We start from the raw sequence: 20423 nt of genomic DNA, 5'->3' as shown, positions 1-20423 counted from the left end.
CGGCGTGGCCTGTGGCGATGGGCTCGGCGTGGCCTGTGGCGATGGGCTCGGCGTGGCCTGTGGCGATGGGCTCGGGGTGGCCTGTGGCGACGGGACCGGGGCGTCGGCCGGCGGGAGGGGCCACGGTGGCACGGCCGGCTGGGCCGGGGCCGCCCACGGCGGCGCGGTGACCACCCCGTCGATCTCCTCGGGCGGCCAGAGCGGCTCGATGTCCCGCTCCGGCACCTGCGGTCGGCCCGGTACGTGGGCCCGGTCGTCGTTCTCGTGCACCACGGTTCCTCCAGATCCCTCCCGCCGAGGATAGGCGGTCCGGCCAGCGGTGTGGCCCGGGCACGGATCGATCAGGGTCAGCCCGTCCAGACCGCCCAGGCGCCCGGCTCGGTCCACCAGGACCGTTTCCGACTCAGTTCACCCTCGACGCCGTCGTCGAGGAAGGGCACCCGATCGTCCCGGGGCACGACCGCCACGGCCCGGCCCCGGGCCCGGCGCACCTCGAGCCGGACCCTCTTCCGGCCCAACGCGGATCGGGTGACCACGGGCACGGCCACGCCCACCGCGATCCGGCCGTCGGTCGGATCCGGGTCGGCCAGCAGCGTCACCTCGCCGAGGCGCGCGTACCCGCCGGCGTTGCCGATCGCGCACGCGGTGATCGGCTCGGTGCCGTCGCTGAGCACCGCGCCGTCGACCTCGACGCGGGCCCGCCAGTGCAGTGGCCGCCCGGCGTCGTCGGCGGCGCCGAGCAGCGCGCCGTCGAGCGTCACCGAGCCGCCGTCGTTGCGCAGCAGGTCCAGTCGCCGTGCCGTGCCGTCCAGCACCGCCGTGGCCACCGCCGCCGGGTCACGCGGCAGCCCGAGCTGCGCGGCCAGGTCCCGCGCCGTCCCGGCCCGGGCCGGATCGAGCGGGAGTACGCCGACCGGGGGCAGGTCGGGCAGCGTGCGGTCCTCGGCGAGGTCGGCGGGGCGGCGGCTGGGCGGCGGAGCGTACCGGCGGACCAGCCGGCGCAGCACGGCGCGTAACTGGCCGTCACTGGCCGTGGCGACGATCAGCCGGGTCTTGCCGTCGGGGTCCGGCCAGGTGAGGCCGTCGGGGCGGGGTGGGCCGTCGAGGCGGGCCAGCACCTCGTCGATCTCCGCATCCGACCGGGCGGTCACCGTGGTCACCCGCGCGCCCCGGGCGGTCAGTGCGTCCGCGCAGGCCAGCACCGGTACGCGCGGCGTCTCGCAGCGCTCCTCGCCGGCTGCCTCGACGGTCTCGTCCGCGCCACCGCAGCAGGCCCCGCCACTGCCGCAGCCCGCACCGGGAGCGTCCCGCTCCGAGCCGAGGGTGAGCAGCACCACGTCGTACACGAACGAGCCTCCTGCTTCTCGACGAACCCCTGCCGGTCCCGCCGTCACTACTTGTTAGCCTGACACCCCGGGCTCGCCGACCGGTCGCCACCTGGCACCCGAGCCTTCTGGAGGCGGAGAAGATGCCAGCGATCGTGCTCCTCGGCGCCCAATGGGGCGACGAGGGCAAGGGCAAGGTTACCGACCTGCTGGGTGGGCGGGTCGACTACGTCGTGCGCTACTCCGGCGGGAACAACGCCGGCCACACCGTGATCACGCCGGACGGCCAGAAGTACGCGCTGCACCTGATGCCGTCCGGCGCGCTCTCGCCGAGCGCGATGATCGTCATCGGCAACGGTGTGGTGGTCGACCCGAAGGTGCTGCTGCAGGAGATCGACGGGCTCGCCGAGCGCGGCGTGGACGTCTCCCGGCTGCGCATCTCCGGCGACGCGCACCTGATCATGCCGCACCACCGGGCGTTGGACCGGGTGGTCGAGCGCTACCTGGGCAGCTCCCGGATCGGCACCACCGGCCGGGGCATCGGCCCGGCGTACGGCGACAAGGTCGCCCGGATGGGCATCCGGCTCCAGGACCTGCTCGACCCGGGCATCCTGCGCAAGAAGCTGGAGCTGGCGCTCCGGGAGAAGAACCAGACGCTGTTCAAGGTCTACAACCGCAAGGCGATCGACGTCGACGAGACCGTCGAGGAGTACCTCGCGTACGCCGAGCGGCTGCGGCCGTACATCGCCGAGACCCGGGTGATGCTCTGGGACGCGCTCGACCGCGGCGAGACCGTGCTGCTGGAGGGCGCCCAGGCCACCATGCTCGACATGGACCACGGCACGTATCCGTTCGTCACCTCGTCGAACCCGACCGCCGGTGGGGCGTGCGTGGGCGCCGGCATCCCGCCGACCGCGATCACCAAGGTCATCGCGGTGAGCAAGGCGTACACCACCCGGGTCGGCTCCGGCCCGTTCCCGACGGAGCTGTTCGACGACAACGGGCAGCACCTGCGCAAGGTCGGCCACGAGTACGGCACCACCACCGGTCGGGAGCGCCGGTGCGGCTGGTTCGACGCCGTGGTGGCCCGGTACGCCTGCCGCCTGAACGGCGTCACCGACCTGGTGGTGACCAAGCTGGACGTGTTGACCGGCCTGCCCAAGGTGCCGATCTGCGTCGGCTACGAGATCAACGGCGAGCGCTTCGACGACATGCCGATGACGCAGACCGACTTCCACCACGCCACGCCGATCTACGAAGAGCTCGACGGCTGGTGGGAGGACATCACCAAGGCGAGGACCGAGGACGAGCTCCCCGAGAACGCCCGCCGCTACATCGCCCGCATCGAGGAACTCACCAACACCCGGGTGAGCGTCGTCGGCGTAGGCCCCGGCCGCGAGGAAAACGTCCTCCGCCACCCCCTCCTCCCCTAACCCCAAACCCCCACCCCCACCCCCACCCCCACCCCCACCCCCACCCTTTCCCGAGTTGATCAAGAAGTTTGCGTCAGGATCCGAGCTGATCCAGACCCAAACTTCTTGATCAACGACGCTCCGGCGTGGGGGTTGTCCACAGGTTTGTCCACAGGGGTTCTGGAGGGGGTGGTTCGGGGGCCAGCCTGGGGTGGTGGCTGATCGTGTGACGTTGGGGCGGGTGGCTGCTCGGCAGGGCGGGGTGGTGACCGCCGCGCAGGCCCTCGCTCTGGGTTTCAGTCGGGACCAAGTGCGTCATCTCGCTCGGTCCGGGCGGTGGATCCGGGTCGCTCGTGGCTGTTTCGTGCCGGTGCCGCAGGTGGACGTCGCGTCACTCCGGCGGGCCAGGATCCGGGCTGCCGTGGAGAGCCTCGGTGCCGGTGCCGTCGCCGTGCTGGACACCGCCGCCGAGCTGCACCGCATCGGCGGCCTGCGTGCCACGCCGGCGGTCCACGTGTCGGTGCCTCCGGACCGTCCGCGTCCGCAGCGCCCGACCGACCCCGATCTGGTGGTGCACCAGCTCACCCTCGGTCCTGACGATGCTTGCACCACCGACGGCGTCGCAGTCACGACCCCCGCCCGCACAGTGGCGGATGTGATCCTCCGCGCCGATCGTTACCCCGCGGTGTGCGTCGTCGACTCGGCGCTCAACCGGGAGCTGATCGACGAGTCGGATCTGTCCCTGATCGCGGCGCTCATCGCCCGGCGGCGGGGTGCCGTGGCGGCCCGGTGCCACCTGGCCGAGTCGGACGGTCGGGCCCAGTCACCCCTGGAGACGCGCGTCCGACTGCGGTGCGTGGACGGCGGCGTGCCGCCCGACGTGTTGCAGGTGGAGGTCCGCGACGACGACGGCTACCTGCTCGGCGTGGGTGACCTGGGCTGGCGCACCACCCGCGTCATCGCCGAGGCGGACGGCCGGGCCGCGCACGGGTCACCCCGGGCGATCTACGAGGACCGCACCCGACAGAACCGCCTGGCCAACGCCGGCTGGACGGTCCTTCGCTTCACCTGGCAAGACACTCTCCGCCCCGACTACATCCCCCACACCGTCGCACGCGCCCTCCGTCGCCCCCGTTGATCAAGAAGTTTGCGTCACGTAGGGCCGGAAATGAGACGCGAACTCCTTGATCAACGGGGTGGGGTGGTGGGGTCAGTAGGATGCCGGTCGTGCGGGTTCTTCTTGTGGGTGGTGGGGGGCGGGAGCATGCGCTCGCGCTCGGGCTGGTTCGTGATCCGGCCGTGGAGGCGCTTGTCGCGGCACCGGGGAATCCGGGGATCGCGGAGGTCGCCGCGCTGCGGGAGGTGACTCCCACCGATCCGGCCGCGGTGTCCGCGCTCGCCGTCGAGCTGGCGGCCGACCTGGTGGTCATCGGTCCGGAGGCGCCGCTGGTGGCCGGCGTCGCCGACGCGGTACGCGCCAAGGGCATCGCCGTGTTCGGCCCCGGCGCGCACGCGGCCCGGCTGGAGGGCTCGAAGACGTTCGCGAAGGACGTGATGACCGCCGCCGGCGTGCCGACCGCCCGCGCGTACACCTGCGTCGACGCGGCCGAGGTGGCGCGGGCGCTGGACGATTTCGGCGCGCCCTACGTGGTGAAGGACGACGGGCTCGCCGCCGGCAAGGGCGTGGTGGTCACCGACGACCGGGCGGTCGCCGAGCGGCATGCCGCCGAGTGCGGCCGGGTGGTGATCGAGGAGTTCCTCGACGGTCCCGAGGTCTCGCTCTTCGTGGTCACCGACGGCGAGGCGGCGCTGCCGCTGCTGCCGGCGCAGGACTTCAAGCGCGTCGGCGACGGCGACACCGGGCCGAACACCGGCGGCATGGGCGCGTACGCGCCGCTGCCGTGGGCGCCGGCGGGCCTGGTCGACGACGTGATGCGTGACGTGGTGCACCCGACGCTGGCCGAGTTGCGCCGCCGGGGCGCCCCGTTCGCCGGCCTGCTCTACGTGGGCCTGGCGATCACCACGAAGGGTCCTCGCGTGATCGAGTTCAACGCGCGCTTCGGCGACCCGGAGACGCAGGTGGTGCTCGCCCTGCTGGAGACGCCGCTGGCCGGGCTGCTGCACGCCGCCGCCACCGGCACGCTGGGCGCGCACCCGCCGCTGCGGTGGCGCGACGGCGCGGCGGTCACCGTCGTGGTCGCGGCCGAGGGCTACCCGGCGGGCCCGCGTACCGATGATGTGATCACCGGCGCGGACCGCGCCGGGATCATCCACGCCGGCACCCGGCGGGACGCCGACGGCACGTTGCGCTCCGCGGGCGGCCGGGTCCTCTGCGGTACGGCCACCGGCCCGGACCTGGCCGCCGCGCGCGACGCCGCCTACGCGCTGGTACGCGGCATCGAGCTGGCCGGCGCCCACCACCGCACCGACATCGCGGCGGCGGCGGTGGACGGCCGGATCACGATCCCGGGCTGAGCGGGGGCGCGGGCGGCAGCATGGCGAGTGCCGCGCGGATCACCGCCTGGGCGGTCGGGCTCAGCTCCTCGCCCTTGGCGTTCGTCGCGGTGATCGATTACTCCACCCGGAACCGGCCGTCCCGGGTGGCGGCGACACCGGCCAGGTAGCCGAACCGGCTGCCGCTCTTGAGCCACAGCGTCTGCCCGCCCACCGACATGGCCGTCAGCCCGGCGCTGTACTCGCCGATGCTGTCGTCGGCGAACACCGGCCGGCGTGAACGTCTGGCTCCAGACCGTCGCGTCCACCAGTTCGGTCCGTCCGTCCCGGGTGACGGCCTGGTAGCCGTGGGCGTGCGGGCCGTGGATGCGCCCGCACCGCACCCGCGGTCGGTCCTGGGTGGAAGTCCCGTAGGTGGCCGTCAGGCGGGCGCGGACCGGTCCCGGGCGACCATCCGGTCGAGCACGTTGGCGGTGGCCCGCTCGATGCGTGGATCGCGGTGGCCGCGCCGGTCCAGTGCCATGGTCCAGCCGAGCGTGCCGGTGGCGAACACGACCGCGCCCTGCGGCGTCTCGTGGACGTGGGTGCCCTGGAGCCGCCGGCCACCCTGCTGCGCCGGGTACGGCGACGAGCTGAGCATCGTCCCGCCGGGGCGGGGGACGCCCGCGTTCAGGCCGTCCGCCTCGCCGGCCACCACGCCGGGGATGCGGTCCCCGTCGGCCACCCCGGTGCCGGCCCAGACCCAGTGGTCGGCCGAGCGCACCACGAGCGGCTGCGGGGTCAGCACGATGCCGTTGTACTGCACGCCGAGCAGCGCCTGCTCGGGCCGGTCGAGGTCGCGCCAGGTGACCGTCGGGCCGGCGGCGTCCTCGCCCGGGTCGGGGCGGGTCTTGGCGCACTCGACCAGGCGGTCCGGGCGGCCGTCCGCGGCGGCGGCCACGCGTACGTGCCAGTAGACGCTGTTCGCGCCGAAGAAGGCGAGGCTGGTGCCGCCGGCCAGCCCGGCCTCCACGGCCCGGCGCATCTCCGCCGACCAGTACTCGTCGTGCCCGCAGAACACCAGGCCCCGGTGCCGGGCCGGGTCGAGGCGACCGGAGTGCAGGTCGAAACTGGTCGCGTAGCTGACGTCGTAGCGGTTGCGTTCCAGCCACCGGATCGCGTCCTGGTCGCGGTCGGCCTGGGTGGGCAGGCCCGCGCCGGCGTACGGGCGGTCGAAGGAGACCGCCCGGGCCCGCAGCTCGGGATCACGTCGCCCGTTCGGGCGGTAGCCGTTGTAGAGGCTCCGACCGGCCCGCCGGTCGCGGGGCCACTGGTTGTACGCCTGCCAGGTGGTCACCGGCAGCACCACGCAGAGCGCGGCGGCCCGCCGGTCGTCGCGTACCACGAAGGGGGTGGCCGCCCGCCAGCCGGCGGCCGAGGTGAAGACCGCCTGGTAGAGGCCGGAGGCCCAGCCCTCGGGCACGCGCAGGCGCCAGGAGCGCGGCCACCGGCAGTCGAGCACGCCGGTGGTCGGATCGGCGGGCGGCACCGGCTGCGGCTCGCCGGCCAGCTCGGGGCTGGTCAGCAGCGTGCGGGCACCGGTGCCGGCGTACCAGCCGATCCGGTGCACGGTGATCCGGAACGGGCCGGCCGGGTCGACCGCGACGTGGAAGTCGATCGTCTCGCCGGGGGCGACGCTCGTCGTCGAGGCGTACCCCTGGATCTGACGTCGCCGGTCGTCAGCGGCCCGGCCGCCGTCCGCCGGCCACCAGGGCGCGCCGGCCGCGCGGTTCTCGATCTCGACCGGCGGGAGTTGCCGCGGGACCGGAGCGCTCTCGCGGTGCTCGCCGCGCACCGGCTCGAGGGGGCCGAGCGCGGAGGCGGACGCGCCGCCGAGGAGGAGGCCGAGGGCGGTTCGTCGGCGGAGTCGGACCATGGTGTTTTTCCCCGTTCACCCACTGAAACGCGGGCAAAGGTAGCACCATGCTCCGTCCTCTGTGGTCAGCCGATCAGCCGAAGTAGCGGCGTAGTTCCCGACTCAGCACCTTGCCGGTGGCGTTACGGGGCAGGTACTTGACGAAGATCACATCGCGGGGCACCGAGAAGCGGGCCAGGTAGCGCCGGACGTACTCGCGGACCGCCTCCGGGTCGAGCGTCTCGCCGGGGCGCAGCGCCAGGAACGCGGCCAGCCGCTGCCCGTACTCCGGATCGGGCACGCCGAGCACGGCCACCTCGCGGACCTGCGGCAACCGGGCGATCAGATCCTCCACCTCGGAGGGGAAGACGTTCTCGCCACCCGAGACGATCATGTCGTCGGCCCGCCCGTCCACGAAGAGCAGGCCCTCCGGGCTCAGCCGGCCCAGGTCGCCGGTGTCGAGCAGCCCGTCGCGGCTCTCCCGGCCGGCGCCCGACGTGTAGCCCTCGAAGAGCATCTCGTTGCCGACGAAGATCCGGCCGACCCGACCGTCACGGACCGGCCGGCCCGCCTCGTCCACGATCTCCAGCCGGGTGCCGTGCGGCGGCCGGCCGGCCGTGGTGGGCGCGGCGCGCAGCTCGGCCGGGCCGGCGATGGACGCCCAGGAGACCTCGGTCGAGCCGTAAAGGTTGTAGAGCACGTCGCCGTAGCGGTCCATGAAGGCCGTGGCCAGGTTGCCCGGCAGGGCGGAGCCGCTGACCGCGACCACCTTGAGCGGCGGCCGGTGCGGCGGCGGCGCGACCTCCATCAGCCGTTGCAGCATCACCGGTACGGCGAAGAGCGCGTCGCACGGCTGGTCGACCAGCGCGGCCAGCGTGGCGGCCGGGTCGAAGCGGCGGTGCAGCACGACCGTGGCGCGCAGCGCGAACGAGACCTGGAGGGCGGCGTACCCCCAGGTGTGGAAGATCGGGGCGGCGATCATGACGACGTCCCGCGCGTGCAGCGGAATCCGGTCGATGATGGACACCAGCGGGCCGAAGCCGTGCGGGGTGGGCCGGCGGGCGCCCTTCGGCGTGCCGGTGGTGCCGGAGGTCAGCACGATGGTCCGGCCGTCGCGTTCCGGCGGCTGGAGCCTGTCGCCGGGGACCGCGCCGGCGATCAGCTCCTCCTGCCGTCGCTCGTCGACCCGGTGCAGCTCGGCCGGGAGGCCGAGCACCCGGTCGGCGAACTCGGCGTCGTGCACCAGCACGCGCAGGCCCTGCTCGTCGGCGACGGTGACCAGTTGGGCCGCGGAGAGGCCGGTGTTGACCAGGACGGCGTCCGCGCCGAGCAGCATCGACGCGACGATCGCCTCGATCAGCCCGTGATGGTTACGGCAGAGCAGCCCCACCCGGTCGCCGGCCTGCACGCCGAGGCCGGAGCGCAGCGACCGGGCCAACCGCTCCGAGCGGTCCAGCAACTCCTGGTAGGTCAGCGCGGCGCCGTGCTCGTCCACCACGGCGACCCGGCCGGGGTCGCGGGCGGCGGCCTGGCGCAGCTCCCCGGCGAGACTCCAGCCCCACCGGCGCAGCGCGTTCAGTTGCGAGGCCACCCGGATCGGGCGGCCCGGGGTGAGCAGTCCGCGTCGGGTCAGCGTGGCGACGATGAACGGCAGGTCCACGGCGCAACCTCCTTCGCGTTCGAGGTCTCCCGATCATGCATCCGACCTGGTCGGTCGTGCGAGGGGCCCGGCCCGCGACGGCGCCGACGGCGACCGGGGCGACCCCGGCCGCGCGCATCGGTACGCCCGGCACGGCGTGCCGTCGCGGGCCGTCCTCCGGCGGCGATCAGCGGATCTGCATCCCGGAGATGGCCCGGGAGATGACCAGCCGCTGGATCTCGGAGGTGCCCTCGAAGATGGTGTAGATCTTGGCGTCCCGGTACCACCGCTCGACCGGGTGGTCGCGCAGGAAGCCCGCGCCGCCGAGGAGCTGGACCGCCTTGTCGGTCACCGAGACCGCCACCTCGCCGGCCTTGAGCTTCGACATCGAGCCCTCGCCGGCGGTGAACGGCCGGTTGTTACGGCCCATCCAGGACGCCCGCCAGACCAGCAGCCGGGCGGCGTCGATCTCCATCCGCATGTCGGCGAGCGCGAACGCGACCGCCTGGTTCTCGATGATCGGCCGCCCGAACTGCACCCGCTCCTTGGCGTAGTCGAGCGCGTACTCGTACGCGGCGCGGGCCACGCCGAGCGCCTGCGCGCCGACGGTCGGCCGGGACAGCTCGAACGTGCGCATCGCCGCCTGGCCGGAGGCGCGTTGGCCGGCGCGGGCCCGGGCCAGCCGCTCGTCGAGCGCGTCCCGGCCGCCGAGCAGGCAGCGGCCCGGCACCCGGACGTCGTCGAGGAAGACGTCGGCGGTGTGCGAGGCGCGCAGCCCGAGCTTGCGCAGCTTGCGGGTGGCGCTGAGGCCGGGCGTGCCCGGCGGTACGACGAACGCGGCCTGCCCGCGCGAGCCCAGCTCCGGCGCGACGGAGGCGGTGACCACGTGCACCCCGGCGATGCCGCCGTTGGTGGCGTACGCCTTCTGGCCGTTGAGCACCCACTCGTCGGTGGCCTCGTGGTAGACGGCGCGGGTCCGCATCGACCCGACGTCGGAGCCGGCCTCCGGCTCGGTGGTGCAGAACGCGGCGACGGCCGGCTGGTCGGTGTCGCCGAAGCACTGCGGCACCCACTCGACGAGCTGGTCCGGGGTGCCGGCGCCGTAGATGCCGGCGACCGCGAGGGCGGTGCCGAAGATGCTCAGGCCGATGCCGGCGTCGCCCCAGAAGAGCTCTTCGCTGGCGATCGGCAGGGAGAGGCCGGTGGGGTCGGCCCAGCAGGTGGCGAGGAACTCGAACCCGTACAGGCCGACCTTCGCCGCCTCCTGGATGACCGGCCAGGGAGTCTCCTCCCGGGCGTCCCACTCGGCTGCGGCCGGGCGCACGACCTCGGCGGCGAAGCCGTGCACCCAGTCGCGAAGGTCCCGCTGTTCCTCGTTCAGGTCGAGCGAGAACTCGGCCATGGTCAGGCCTTGGGGATGTCGAACAGGTTGGCGATGTTGGCCGCCAGGCCGAGATCGCCCTTGGCCTTCAGCTTGCCGGTCATGAACATCATCACCGGGTTGGCGCCGCCGGAGACGATCTTCAGGAACTCGACCGGACCCATGGTGAGGCTGAGCTTCGGGTCCCGGGTCGGGGTGTCCGAGACGGTGCAGGCGCCGTTCTCGATGACGATCTCGTAGGTGTCGGTGCCGCCGTCCGGACGGCCGGTGATGTTCCAGTGGATGACCGCGTTGGTGGAGCCGGCGCGGTCGGCCCGGAACAGCGTGGGCATCCGGTTGAAGACCTCGCTGAGGATCTTGCCGCGCGCGTCACCGGACATGATCTCGGCGATCTTGTCGTCCGGCGTGGACTTGACCAGCTGCGCGAACTCCTTCGGGCCGACGTTCGCGAAGTTGGCCGGGTCGAAGTCAGTCATGGAAGACACCTCTCGATTTTGGTTACTCCGGCGTAACCTTACGCACGAGTAGGTATGCTTGCAAGGGTGTCCAGCACACCGACGTTCAAGCGCCTTCCCCGCGCCGTACGCGAGCAGCAGATGCTCGACGCGGCGGTCAAGGTCTTCTCCCGACGCGGCTTCCACGCCGCCAGCATGGACGAGATCGCCGACGACGCCGGCATCTCCAAGCCGATGGTCTACGCCTACCTCGGCACCAAGGAGGAACTCTTCGTCGCCTGCCTGCACCGCGAGGGCACCCGGATGATGGAGGCCATCGCCGGCGCCGCCGCCCCCGACCTGCCGGCCGACGAGCGGCTCTGGCGCGGGCTGCGCGCGTTCTTCGGCTTCGTCGGCGCGCACCGGGACGGCTGGGCGGTGCTCTACCGGCAGGCCCGGGGCTCCCAGCCGTTCGCCGCCGAGCTGGCCACCATGCGCGGCCGGCTGGTCGAGGTGGTCGCCGGCATGCTCGACCACGCGCTGCGCGCCTCCGGGCGAGAGGTCGGCGCCACCGACCTGGAGGTGGTGGCGTACGCGCTGGTGGGCGCGTCCGAGTCGCTGGCCGACTGGCTGGCCGACCACCCCGAGGCCGACGCCGAGAAGACCGCCACCCGGATGATGAACGTCGCCTGGCTGGGCGCCGACCAACTCCTGCGCGGCATCACCTGGCACCCGGGCGCGGTGTAAGGAGGGGCCCCCTGTTAACGCCTGCGGTATAGGTGGGGCCCCTTCTCAACAACCGCCGCGTCGCGCCGCGGCCCGGGCGCGCGCCCGGCGGCGGGCCCAGCGGGCGGCCTCGAACAGGCCGGTGACCGCCACCGAGATGCCGATGCCGGCGAGCAGCCCGGTGACCGGGTTGTGCTCGAACGCCAGCCCGCCGAAGTAGCCGAGCAGCCCGCAGTAGATCCCCCAGGTGCCGCACGCCAACGCGTCGTAGAGCAGGAACGAGCGCAGCGGATAGCGGACCGCGCCCATGGTGAGCGTGACCGCGGTGCGACCGCCGGGCACGTAGCGCGCGGTCGTCAGGATCATCCCGCCACGCCTGTCGACCGCCCGGCGGGCCCACTCGGAACTCGCCCGCCGCCGGCTGTCGGCGGGCAACCGGGCCAGCCGGTGCGCGCCCCCGCCGCGCCCGATGGCGTACGAGACGTGGTCGCCGACCAGCGCGCCGAGCGCGGCGGTCACGATCACCGCCACCAGGTGCGGCTCGCCGCTCGCCGCGAACACGCCGGCGGTGATCACAACGGTTTCACCCGGCACCGCCGGGAAGAACGCGTCGACCGCGGTGACCGCGACGATCACCAGGTACACCCACGGCGAGGTCACCGTCTGGTGCAGCAGGTCGAGCACGTCCCCCATGCCCCCATGCTCGACGCTGGGCGTTAAACGGGGGCCCTTCCTATACAAAATGCGTTAACAAGGGGCCCCTCCTTCTCCTCGGCGGTGGGGCCGTGCGACGTCAGCAGCACGGGGGCGCCGAGCGCCTCCGACACGGCTGAAGGCCAGTCGGTGGGCGCCTCGTCCAGCACCGGCCGGGCAAGCATCAGCCGGGCGGTGAGCGCGGCCTGCCGGTCCAGGTCCCCGGGTGGGCCGGGCACGAGCCGGTCGAGCCCGTCCGCGTACCGCCGGCACATACGCAGGCGAGGGCCGGCCAGGTCGAGGTGGGTCAGCGCCAGCCCGTCCACGCCGCCCGCCACGTCGAGGGCGTACCGGTGGGCGACGGCGTCGAAGTGCCCGAACCGGAACCGGCCCTGCCATGCGTTTGTCGGGTTGCGCGGGTCGGTGAACGGCAGCGCCGGGTCCTCGGTGACGAGCGGGCCGGGGCCGTGCCGGGTGGTGGTCACCCGCAGCACCCCGAGCCGCTGCGCGGTCCCGGCCATCCCGGCCTCGGCGAGCAGCGTCTCGGCGTTGGCGAACGTCGTGGTGCTCCACGTCGTGTACGGGTGGAAGCCGTGCCACTCGTCCAGCAGTACGCCCTGCGCGCCCTCGAACACGCAGGTGCCGGCGCGCAGCGCCCCGGTGAGCCAACTCCGGTCGACGATCGCCACCCGGTCGGCGAACGCCGCGTACGCGGGCAGGCAGTCGTCGACCGGCGGCGCGTCCAGCGCTCCCAGTTCGGCGGTGAGCCGGTCGCGCAGTGCGGTGAGCCGGCGGCGCAGCACCGCCGGCCGGCGGCAGTCCTCGATCCGGGGCGCCTCGTCGGGGTGGGCGAGGCCGTACGCGACCGCCTCGCCCACCCCGAGCCCGCAGGAGCCGTGCCGGTCGGCTCCCCGGGCGATCTCCCGGGCCCGGTTGGCGGCCCGGTGGTACGGCGTGGCCAGCAGCGCCTCCCCGTCCACGGTCAGCCGGTCGAACGCGTCGGCCACGCCGACCGACGCGAGGTGGTCGGCCTCGGCGGCCAGCGCCAGCGGGTCCACCACCACGTGCCGTGCCAGGTGCGTCCGCACCCCGGTACGGAACGTGCCGGCGCCGAACTGCGCGAACGTGTGCGTCCGCCCGTCGCGCAGCACCACGTTGTGCGCCGCCTGCGCGCCCCCGTTGAAGCGGACCACGGTGTGCACCGGCCGGGTCGCGCAGAGCGCGTCGACGACGGTGCCCTTGCCGGCGTCGCCGTAGCCGAGGTCGACCACCAGCACGTGGTTCACAGCCGGGTGACCCCGTTCCCGCCGTCGGTCGGGGCGAACGGCAGCGCCGCCACCGCGCGCCGGCCGCCGCCGAGCCCGGCGAGCGCCCGGGAGACGGTCCGGGCGGCGGTCGAGCCGGCCCGGTCCAGGTCGCTGAGCCCGGCGTCCAGGTCGATGGCCTGTTCGCCGAGGCCGACGGTGAGCGCGATGGTCTCGCAGACCGCGTCCAGGTCGTCCAGCTCGACCGCGTTCTGCCCGAGCAGGCCGCGCCAGAAGTCGAGCACCTTGCGGTTGCCGGCGTAGTGGCTGCCGGCCGGGAGCAGGTAGTAGGTGTCCCACCGCGCGGTCACCTCGTCCACCACCTGCCGGATCGGCAGGTCCTCGGCCAGGCCGCCGCCGATCAGCCGGGTCACCTCACGCGCCTTCACCCGGGGGTACGCCAGCTCGTCGCCGATGATGAACAGGTAGCCGCGTCGGCCCCGCTTCTCCCAACTGTCGGTGGCGGTGTGCCGGGCCATGAAGTGCAGCGCCAGCTCGTACGACTCCATCATCTGGCCGCCCCCGCCGCCTTCCAGCACGATCCGGCCGAGGTCGTCGTCCATCCGGTTGTCGGACTCGAACTGCCCGATCTGGAGCGGCACCCGGTCGCAGGTGGCGTCGCCGATCGCGCCGAACAGCACCTGCGGGTCGCGGGCGTACCCCTGGCGGAGCAGCAGGCCGAGCAGCTGCGGCAGCTTGCGTTGGAGCACCCGGGGCACGTGCCCCATCGAGCCGGTGACGTCGAAGAGCACCGCGATCGGCGTCGACTGCGGGTGTTCGGCGGAGTCGCGGCTCTCCCGCGTCGCGTCCCGCGGGTCGAGTGCGGGGTGCACCTGCCGGGCCCCGCTGTCGCTGTAGGAGAACGCGCTCTTGCCGGTCCGGCGCCGGTAACGGTCGGCGGCGTCGTACACGTCGGTGGACCAGATTCCGCTGCCCATGGCAGCCTCCCTAGGGGTTGAGGGTGAAGGGTCGGAAGGTGCGCGGCCCGTAGAGCCGCTCCAGCACCTCGTCGAGTTCGCGGAGCAGCCGCCAGGCGTCGTCCGGCCGGGCGGTCAGCGCGGGTTGCCGGCAGCCGGCCGCGAACGCGCGCAGCTCGCGTGGCGCGCGGTCGGCCATCAGCCAGGTCAGGCAGCGGGCCGCCAGCGCGATGTCGGTGCCGGGGCCGCAGGGCCGCTTCCCGGTGACCTCCGGCGGGTACCAGTCGGCCATGCCGGTGACCAGTGCCGGCACCAGCCCGCCGGGCTCGGTGGAGAAGCACCAGTCGACGAGCACCAGGCCGTGTGCGTCCGGCTCGATCAGCACGTTCCGGGGAAGCACCGCGCCGTGCACCACGCCGGCCCGGTGGGCCAGGCCGAGCGCGACCAGCAGCCGTCGCCACATCCAGGCCGCGTCGCGGGGGTCGACCCCATCGGGGTACGCCCGGCGCACGTCCTCCAGGCTGTGCAGCCCGGGGACCGTCTCCAACTCGTTGACCAGCAGTTCCGCGCCGGTCGACGGGTCGCGCACCGGATAGGAGTCGACCAGCCGGGGCACGTACGCCAGGTGGCGGGCGTCGCCCCGCGCGGCGATCCGTCGCAGCGCGCGTGCCTCGCGGGCCATCAGGTCGTTGTCGCTCGGATGCTGCGGTGCCTTGAGCTGCCGGTGAGAGGGGAGCCCTGCTCTACCGGAGGCGTTAAGCGGGGGCCCTTCCTTGCACCTCATCGGATTGACTCCTCGCGGGCGGGGCGCAGCAGGGCGGGGTGGAGGAGGCGGGCGTCGCCGGGGCGGTAGAGCTTGGCGCGGGGGCCGCCGCGTGCGCCGCCGCGCTCGGTGCTGGCGCCGGTGCTCTCCACGAAGCCCGGCACGGAGAGCACCTTGCGGTGGAAGTTGCCGGCGTGCAGCGGGTGTCCCCAGACCGTCTCGTAGACCGCGCGCAGCTCGGTGACGGTGAACTCGGGGGCGAGGAACCGGGTGGCCAGCGGCGTGTACTCCAGCTTGGAGCGGGCCCGCTCCAACCCGTCGTCGATGATCCGGCCGTGGTCGAAGGCGAGCTGCCGGCTGGTCAGCGCCGTCACCGGCAGCCAGATCGCCTCGTCGGCGTCGCTGTCGGCGACCGGGTCGGGCAGGTCGGGTGCGAACGCCAGGTGGGCGACGGAGACCACCCGCATGCGCGGGTCCCGGTCGGGTGCGCCGTAGCTGCCGAGCTGTTCCAGGTGCACCCGGCGCAGCCGTTCGCCGCCGAGCCCGGTCTCCTCGGCCAGCTCGCGTCGCGCGCCGGCGGCCAGGTCCTCGTCGGGGTGGACGAAGCCGCCGGGCAGCGCCCAGTGCCCCTCGTACGGCGGCGCGCCGCGGCGGATCAGCAGCAGGTGGAGCGCGTCCTCGCGGATGGTCAGCGCCACCACGTCGACGGTGACCGCGACCGCCGGGTAGTCGCGGGGGTCGTATCCGGCGAGGAAGTCCTGCTCGTTCACGGCGCCCACTCTCTCAGGTTGAGAACAACTCAATCTGAGAACAACTTAACGCACGAGAGAGGGGGCCGGCAAGCCCCCCTCTCCTCAGCGGACGGTGCCGACCAGGTGCGGTCGTCCGTCCCGTGCGCCGTGCAGCCCGAAGTCCCAACCCGTGCCGTCGGCGGCGGCCCGGAACGCCACCGTGGACGGCAGCGGCACGGGCAGCTTGAACGCCACGTCCACGGTGTACTCGTCCGGCAGCCGGGCCTCCAACGCGGCCAGGCAACGCGCCTTGCTCCACATGCCGTGCGCGATCGGGCGCGGGAAGCCGAACAGCCGCGCGCCCAGCTTCGAGGTGTGGATCGGGTTGTGGTCGCCGGAGACCCGCGCGTAGTCCGTACCGACCCGCGGCGTCACCCGCCACTGCGCCGACGAGGCCGGCGGCGCCGGGCGGTCACCCCGGTCGCGCCGCGGGCCACCGCCGGCCGCACGCTCCTTCCCGAGGTACGTCGACACACCGCGCCACACCTCCGTGTCGTCGATCGAGCCGACCAGCACCACGTCGAGCTGCCGGCCCCGCTCGTGTGGGCGCAGGTTCTCCGCGTACGTGTGGAAGTCGACCGTCTCGCCGACCCGGACCGGTCGGTGCACGGTGATCCGGTTGGCCACGTGCACCACGCCGGTGAGCGGGATCGGGAAGTCGGCGGCGGTCATCAGCCGCAGCGACAGCGGGAACCCGAGCACGTGCAGGTACGTGGCCGGCAGCCGGTCGGCCAGCCGGAACCCGCAGACCCGGTCGTAGGCGGCCAGGTGTGCCGGATCCACCGGCACCCCGGCGACGGTCAGCTCGACGGCCGGCAGCTCCCGCCCCCGCCGCCCGCCCAGGCCGGGCACCGCCCCCAGCAGCGCCCGCCGGTACAGCCCGCCGGTGGCCGGCAGCCGCCCCAGCGCCTCCTGACGTCGCCCGCCCGGCTCCCCGCTCGGTTGATCATGAAGTTGGCGGCCTCGTGGATCTCCGGAAGTGCCGTCAACTTCATGATCGCCGGAGCGGGCCAGCGCGGCGGCGCGGGCCGAGGTGAGGTCCCGGGTGGGGCCCTCGATCAGGTCGGGCAGGGTCAGGTCCTCGCGGTCGTGGTCGTGGGGTGCCATCACGCCCCCAGCAGGCTCTGGCCGCAGACCCGGACCACGTTGCCGCTGACCGCGCCGGTCGCCGGCCAGGAGAGCCAGCCGATCGTCTCGGCCACGTCCACCGGCAGGCCGCCCTGGGCCATGCTGTTCATCCGGCGGCCCGCCTCCCGGATGGTCAGCGGGATGCGCGCGGTCAACCGGGTCTCGATGAACCCGGGCGCGACCGCGTTCAGGCTGATCCCGCGCTCGCGCAGCACCGGGGCCAGCGAGTCGACCAGACCGATCACGCCGGCCTTGCTGGTCGCGTAGTTGGTCTGCCCCCGGTTGCCGGCGATCCCGGCGATCGAGGAGACCGCGACGATCCGCCCGCCGGCCGGGATCAGGTCGCGTTCCAGCAGCACGTCGTTGATCCGTTCCTGGCTGGACAGGTTCACGTCGATCACCGAGTCCCAACGGTCGGCGTCCATCCGGCCGAGCGTCCTGTCCCGGGTGATGCCCGCGTTGTGCACCACCACGTCGACCCGACCGTGCCGGGACGCCAGGTGCTCGGCCAGCCGGGCCGGCGCGTCCGGCGCGGTCAGGTCGAGCTGCACGGCGCTGCCGCCGACGTCGTTGGCCACCGCGGCCAGCTCGTCGCCGGCTGCCGGCACGTCCAGCGCCACCACCCGGGCGCCGTCGCGGGCCAGCACCTTCGCCAGCGCCGCGCCGATGCCCCGGGCCGCGCCGGTGACCAGCACCACCTGCCCGTCCAGCGGCCGGTCCCAGTCGGCCGGCGCGACGGCGTTGCCGACGCCGACCCGGACGACCTGACCCGAGACGTACGCGGAGCGACCGGAGAGCAGGAAGCGCAGCGTGGACTCCAGGCTCACCGGCGTACTGGGGTCGCGGTGCCGGGTGACGTACACGAGCTGGGCCGTGACGCCCCGGCCGAACTCCTTGCCGATGCTGCGGGTCAGCCCCTCCAGCGCGCGCTGGGCGGTCGCCTGCCGGGGCGAGTCGCACTCGGCCGGCGGCGTGCCCAGCACGATCACCCGACCGCTGGGCAGCAGCGACCGGGCCTGCGGGTGGAAGAAGTCGTAGAGCTGGCGCAGTTCGGTGGAGTCGGTGACGCCGCTGGCGTCGTACACCAGGGCGGCGAAGCGGCTGTCGGCGGCGGTGGCAGCCGGGTCGGCCAGCTCGACCCCGGCGGCGGCCAGGCGTTGGCGGACCGGCTCGGTGAGCTGGCCGCCGGTCGAGGAGCCGAGCAGGACCGGCCCGGGGACGAGCGGGTCGCCCGGCGTGTGCCGGCGCAGTCGGGGTGGGTCGGGCAGCCCGAGGCGCTTGACCAGCGCGCGACCGGCCCCCGTCTGGACGAAGCTCGCGTACCTGTCGGTCATGGGCGTAGCCTACTGGTGAGTAGGGTACGGGCAAAAGCTTCGAGGAGGCCGATCGTGCAGAGTGTCCGGCGGGTCGCGGTGGTCGGCGGCAACCGCATCCCCTTCGCCCGCTCCAATTCGCGCTACGCGCACGCGTCCAACGCCGACATGCTCGGCGCGGCGCTCGACGGGCTGGTCGCCCGGTTCGGGCTGGCCGGCGAGCGGCTCGGCGAGGTGGCTGCCGGCGCGGTGCTGAAGCACTCCCGGGACTTCAACCTCACCCGTGAGGTGGTGCTCGGCTCCCGCCTCGACCCGCACACCCCGGCGTACGACGTCCAGCAGGCGTGCGGCACCGGGCTGGAGGCCGCCATCGGTGTCGCCAACAAGATCGCCCTTGGGCAGATCGACGTCGGGGTGGCCGGGGGCGTGGACACCACCTCGGACGCGCCGCTGGCGGTCAACGAGGACCTGCGCCGCACACTGATCCAGCTCAACTCCGCCCGGACCCTCGGCGAGCGGCTCAGGCTGGCCGCGAAGCTGCGCCCCCTCCAGCCGTTCAAGCCGGAGATCCCGCGTAACGCCGAGCCGCGTACCGGGCTGTCCATGGGCGAGCACGCCGCCCGGAGCGCGCTGCGCTGGAACATCGACCGGGCCGCCCAGGACGAGTTGGCGCTCCGCTCGCACCAGCGGCTCGCCGCCGCGTACGAGGACGGGTTCTTCGACGACCTGATCACCCCCTACCTGGGGTTGACCCGCGACCAGAACCTCCGCCCGGACACCTCCCTGGAGAAGCTCGGCTCGCTCAAGCCGATCTTCGGCACCACCGGCCCGGACGCCGACCGGGCGACCATGACCGCCGGCAACTCCTCGCCGCTCACCGACGGCGCGTCGACCGTGCTGCTGGCCTCGGAGGAGTGGGCGCGGGCGCACAACCTGCCGGTGCTCGCCTGGTTCGCCTGGTCCGAGACGGCCGCGGTCGACTTCGTGCACGGCGACGAAGGGCTGCTGATGGCCCCCGCGTACGCGGTGCCCCGGATGCTGTCGCGGGCCGGCCTCACGCTCCAGGACTTCGACTTCTACGAGATCCACGAGGCGTTCGCCTCGCAGGTGCTGGCCACCCTGGCCGCCTGGGAGTCGCCGGAGTTCTGCAAGGAACGCCTCGGCCTGGACGCGCCGCTCGGCCCGATCGACCGGGACAGGCTGAACGTCAACGGCTCCTCGCTGGCCGCCGGGCACCCGTTCGCCGCCACCGGTGGCCGGATCGTCGCGTCGCTGGCCAAGCTGCTCGACCGGAAGGGGAGCGGACGCGGCCTGATCTCCATCTGCGCGGCCGGTGGGCAGGGCGTGACCGCGATCCTGGAGCGCTGAACAGGAGCAACACCCCGATCGGGTAGCCAAACGGACAAAGACTCACGTTAGGGGCCGAGAACCTCCCAGGATGGATCGCACTTATCCATCTCAAACTGGAGGTTCTCGGTGAAAAAACGTCATTGGTTGCTCGCTCTCGTCTCCGGGGCGGCATTCGTTCTCGTACCCGGCGCCGCCCAACCGGTCGGTGCGGTCGCCGCCACCACACTCGCCGCCCGGACGGTCGCCCTCGCCCCGGCCGGCGACACGTCCGAACAGCCGCAACCCCCACCCACGCAGAGCCTCTGCCGACCGGGCACCCCGCCCACCGCGCCGCCGACCACCGAGTTCTACGACAACAACCCGATGCTCGGCCCGGCCACGCTGCCCACCGCCTCGCCGGTCGGACCGCTGCTCGCCGGCTACCAGCGGTTCGGGGCGCTGACCGAGAGCCAGTTCCTGGCGCAGTACACCACCGGGACCCCGGCGGCGTACGTCTACCCGCCGGCCAACGGGTTCGTCATCGCCCCGGACGGCCGCCCGCTCAAGCAGGCGCAGAGCCTGCTGGCCGGCTACCGGCTCGACCGCTTCGGCTTCACCGGTGGCGCGTTCCTCTCTCCGCTCGGCACGCCGTTCAGCTCGCGCGCGCTCACCCCGCAGAGCCTGAACACGCCGGCGAACGCGCCGCTGGCCAACTACCACGTCTACTGCGTGGTCAAGCCGTTCACGGTCGACTCCGGCCCGATCGCGTCGTGGTTCGCCCAGCCCGGCATGGGCACCCAGTTCCAGCTTAACCCCGCGTACCTGCCGCAGGCCGGGGCCACGCTGACCGTGCAGTGGCTGCTCGACAACGGTTTCCTGGTGGAAGAGGATCTGACCGCCGGGGTGTGAGCGCAGGCCCC

The 20423-nt window shown here is 73.5% G+C and carries 19 protein-coding genes and 1 pseudogene; 7 read left to right on the top strand and 13 right to left on the bottom strand.

All coding sequences use genetic code 11. The annotated features are described in order from the left end of the window. Positions 1 to 347: 347 nt before the first annotated feature. Positions 348 to 1346: a diacylglycerol kinase family protein gene (locus TPA0908_RS00505; RefSeq protein WP_281933603.1), complete on the bottom strand. Its 999-nt coding sequence runs from the start codon at positions 1344 to 1346 to the stop codon at positions 348 to 350. A 122-nt stretch (positions 1347 to 1468) separates the two neighbouring features. Here TPA0908_RS00505 and TPA0908_RS00500 point away from each other — a divergent pair, with 122 nt between their 5' ends. The 4 genes and pseudogenes from TPA0908_RS00500 (at position 1469) to purD (ending at position 5212) form a co-directional block, all read left to right on the top strand. Then, positions 1469 to 2758 (top strand): adenylosuccinate synthase, encoded by a 1290-nt coding sequence (locus tag TPA0908_RS00500; protein WP_281933602.1) that lies wholly within the window; start codon positions 1469 to 1471, stop codon positions 2756 to 2758. A 190-nt stretch (positions 2759 to 2948) separates the two neighbouring features. Continuing rightward, a pseudogene (locus TPA0908_RS00495) lies at positions 2949 to 3095 on the top strand (type IV toxin-antitoxin system AbiEi family antitoxin domain-containing protein); the annotation flags it as partial. A gap of 63 nt (positions 3096 to 3158) precedes the next feature. Then, a complete protein-coding gene (locus TPA0908_RS00490; protein ID WP_281934614.1) occupies positions 3159 to 3875 on the top strand; it encodes a DUF559 domain-containing protein in 717 nt (238 codons plus the stop codon). A gap of 89 nt (positions 3876 to 3964) precedes the next feature. Further along, positions 3965 to 5212, top strand: a complete 1248-nt coding sequence (purD, locus tag TPA0908_RS00485) for a phosphoribosylamine--glycine ligase (RefSeq protein ID WP_281933601.1) — start codon at positions 3965 to 3967, stop codon at positions 5210 to 5212. Positions 5213 to 5309: 97 nt separating this feature from the next. On the opposite strand, the gene TPA0908_RS00480 is transcribed toward purD, so the two are convergent. The 5 genes from TPA0908_RS00480 to TPA0908_RS00460 form a co-directional block, all read right to left on the bottom strand. Continuing rightward, positions 5310 to 5459, bottom strand: a complete 150-nt coding sequence (locus tag TPA0908_RS00480) for a hypothetical protein (RefSeq protein ID WP_281933599.1) — start codon at positions 5457 to 5459, stop codon at positions 5310 to 5312. A gap of 153 nt (positions 5460 to 5612) precedes the next feature. Beyond that, a complete protein-coding gene (locus TPA0908_RS00475; RefSeq protein WP_281933597.1) occupies positions 5613 to 7106 on the bottom strand; it encodes a N,N-dimethylformamidase beta subunit family domain-containing protein in 1494 nt (497 codons plus the stop codon). Between the two features lie 73 nt (positions 7107 to 7179). Then, complete coding sequence (locus TPA0908_RS00470) at positions 7180 to 8745, bottom strand: AMP-binding protein (RefSeq protein WP_281933596.1); 1566 nt, start codon at positions 8743 to 8745, stop codon at positions 7180 to 7182. 166 nt (positions 8746 to 8911) lie between these two features. Then, complete coding sequence (locus tag TPA0908_RS00465; protein WP_281933594.1) at positions 8912 to 10126, bottom strand: acyl-CoA dehydrogenase family protein; 1215 nt, start codon at positions 10124 to 10126, stop codon at positions 8912 to 8914. Positions 10127 to 10128: 2 nt separating this feature from the next. Continuing rightward, positions 10129 to 10581 carry an SCP2 sterol-binding domain-containing protein gene (locus TPA0908_RS00460; RefSeq protein WP_281933593.1) on the bottom strand — a complete coding sequence of 151 codons (453 nt, stop codon included), beginning with the start codon at positions 10579 to 10581 and terminating at the stop codon, positions 10129 to 10131. 66 nt (positions 10582 to 10647) lie between these two features. Here TPA0908_RS00460 and TPA0908_RS00455 point away from each other — a divergent pair, with 66 nt between their 5' ends. After that, entirely contained in the window at positions 10648 to 11286 is a 639-nt protein-coding gene (locus TPA0908_RS00455) for a TetR/AcrR family transcriptional regulator (protein ID WP_281933592.1), read from the top strand. A 45-nt stretch (positions 11287 to 11331) separates the two neighbouring features. Here the strand turns inward: TPA0908_RS00455 and TPA0908_RS00450 are convergent, their stop codons facing one another. The 7 genes from TPA0908_RS00450 to TPA0908_RS00420 all read right to left on the bottom strand — a co-directional run bounded on the left by TPA0908_RS00450 (position 11332) and on the right by TPA0908_RS00420 (position 18195). Further along, positions 11332 to 11958, bottom strand: coding sequence for a DedA family protein (locus tag TPA0908_RS00450; protein WP_281933591.1), 627 nt, complete (start codon positions 11956 to 11958; stop codon positions 11332 to 11334). 23 nt (positions 11959 to 11981) lie between these two features. Further along, the gene (locus TPA0908_RS00445) at positions 11982 to 13244 is read right to left on the bottom strand and encodes an adenylosuccinate synthetase (RefSeq protein ID WP_281933590.1); all 1263 of its coding nucleotides are present in this window, start codon (positions 13242 to 13244) and stop codon (positions 11982 to 11984) included. After that, a complete protein-coding gene (locus TPA0908_RS00440) occupies positions 13241 to 14200 on the bottom strand; it encodes a hypothetical protein (RefSeq protein ID WP_281933589.1) in 960 nt (319 codons plus the stop codon). Before TPA0908_RS00440 ends, TPA0908_RS00445 begins: the two co-directional genes overlap by 4 nt. A 10-nt stretch (positions 14201 to 14210) precedes the next feature. Beyond that, entirely contained in the window at positions 14211 to 14861 is a 651-nt protein-coding gene (locus TPA0908_RS00435; RefSeq protein ID WP_281933587.1) for a BUD32 family EKC/KEOPS complex subunit, read from the bottom strand. Positions 14862 to 14959: 98 nt separating this feature from the next. Then, complete coding sequence (locus TPA0908_RS00430; RefSeq protein ID WP_107158027.1) at positions 14960 to 15712, bottom strand: NUDIX hydrolase; 753 nt, start codon at positions 15710 to 15712, stop codon at positions 14960 to 14962. Between the two features lie 84 nt (positions 15713 to 15796). Continuing rightward, positions 15797 to 16840: a MaoC/PaaZ C-terminal domain-containing protein gene (locus TPA0908_RS00425; RefSeq protein ID WP_281934612.1), complete on the bottom strand. Its 1044-nt coding sequence runs from the start codon at positions 16838 to 16840 to the stop codon at positions 15797 to 15799. Then, a complete protein-coding gene (locus TPA0908_RS00420) occupies positions 16840 to 18195 on the bottom strand; it encodes a 3-oxoacyl-ACP reductase (protein ID WP_281933584.1) in 1356 nt (451 codons plus the stop codon). Before TPA0908_RS00420 ends, TPA0908_RS00425 begins: the two co-directional genes overlap by 1 nt. A 54-nt stretch (positions 18196 to 18249) precedes the next feature. Here TPA0908_RS00420 and TPA0908_RS00415 point away from each other — a divergent pair, with 54 nt between their 5' ends. Continuing rightward, positions 18250 to 19542, top strand: a complete 1293-nt coding sequence (locus TPA0908_RS00415) for an acetyl-CoA C-acetyltransferase (protein ID WP_281933583.1) — start codon at positions 18250 to 18252, stop codon at positions 19540 to 19542. Positions 19543 to 19650: 108 nt separating this feature from the next. Continuing rightward, complete coding sequence (locus TPA0908_RS00410; protein WP_281933581.1) at positions 19651 to 20412, top strand: TNT domain-containing protein; 762 nt, start codon at positions 19651 to 19653, stop codon at positions 20410 to 20412. Positions 20413 to 20423 lie beyond the last annotated feature (11 nt).

The sequence above is a fragment of the Micromonospora sp. AKA38 genome, from assembly GCF_027925725.1.
In the GTDB taxonomy this organism is placed as follows: Bacteria; Actinomycetota; Actinomycetes; order Mycobacteriales; family Micromonosporaceae; genus Micromonospora.
Note: the sequence above shows the minus strand (reverse complement) of the source record. Positions and strands in the feature narration are given on the sequence as shown.

Coding starts and splice junctions, on each gene's coding strand:
- TPA0908_RS00500 (WP_281933602.1), top strand. CDS start 1,469: ATGCCAGCGATCGTGCTCCTCGGCGCCCAATGGGGCGACGAGGGCAAG.
- TPA0908_RS00475 (WP_281933597.1), bottom strand. CDS start 7,106: ATGGTCCGACTCCGCCGACGAACCGCCCTCGGCCTCCTCCTCGGCGGC.
- TPA0908_RS00465 (WP_281933594.1), bottom strand. CDS start 10,126: ATGGCCGAGTTCTCGCTCGACCTGAACGAGGAACAGCGGGACCTTCGC.
- TPA0908_RS00460 (WP_281933593.1), bottom strand. CDS start 10,581: ATGACTGACTTCGACCCGGCCAACTTCGCGAACGTCGGCCCGAAGGAG.
- TPA0908_RS00450 (WP_281933591.1), bottom strand. CDS start 11,958: ATGGGGGACGTGCTCGACCTGCTGCACCAGACGGTGACCTCGCCGTGG.
- TPA0908_RS00440 (WP_281933589.1), bottom strand. CDS start 14,200: ATGGGCAGCGGAATCTGGTCCACCGACGTGTACGACGCCGCCGACCGT.
- TPA0908_RS00435 (WP_281933587.1), bottom strand. CDS start 14,861: ATGGCCCGCGAGGCACGCGCGCTGCGACGGATCGCCGCGCGGGGCGAC.
- TPA0908_RS00425 (WP_281934612.1), bottom strand. CDS start 16,840: ATGGCACCCCACGACCACGACCGCGAGGACCTGACCCTGCCCGACCTG.
- TPA0908_RS00420 (WP_281933584.1), bottom strand. CDS start 18,195: ATGACCGACAGGTACGCGAGCTTCGTCCAGACGGGGGCCGGTCGCGCG.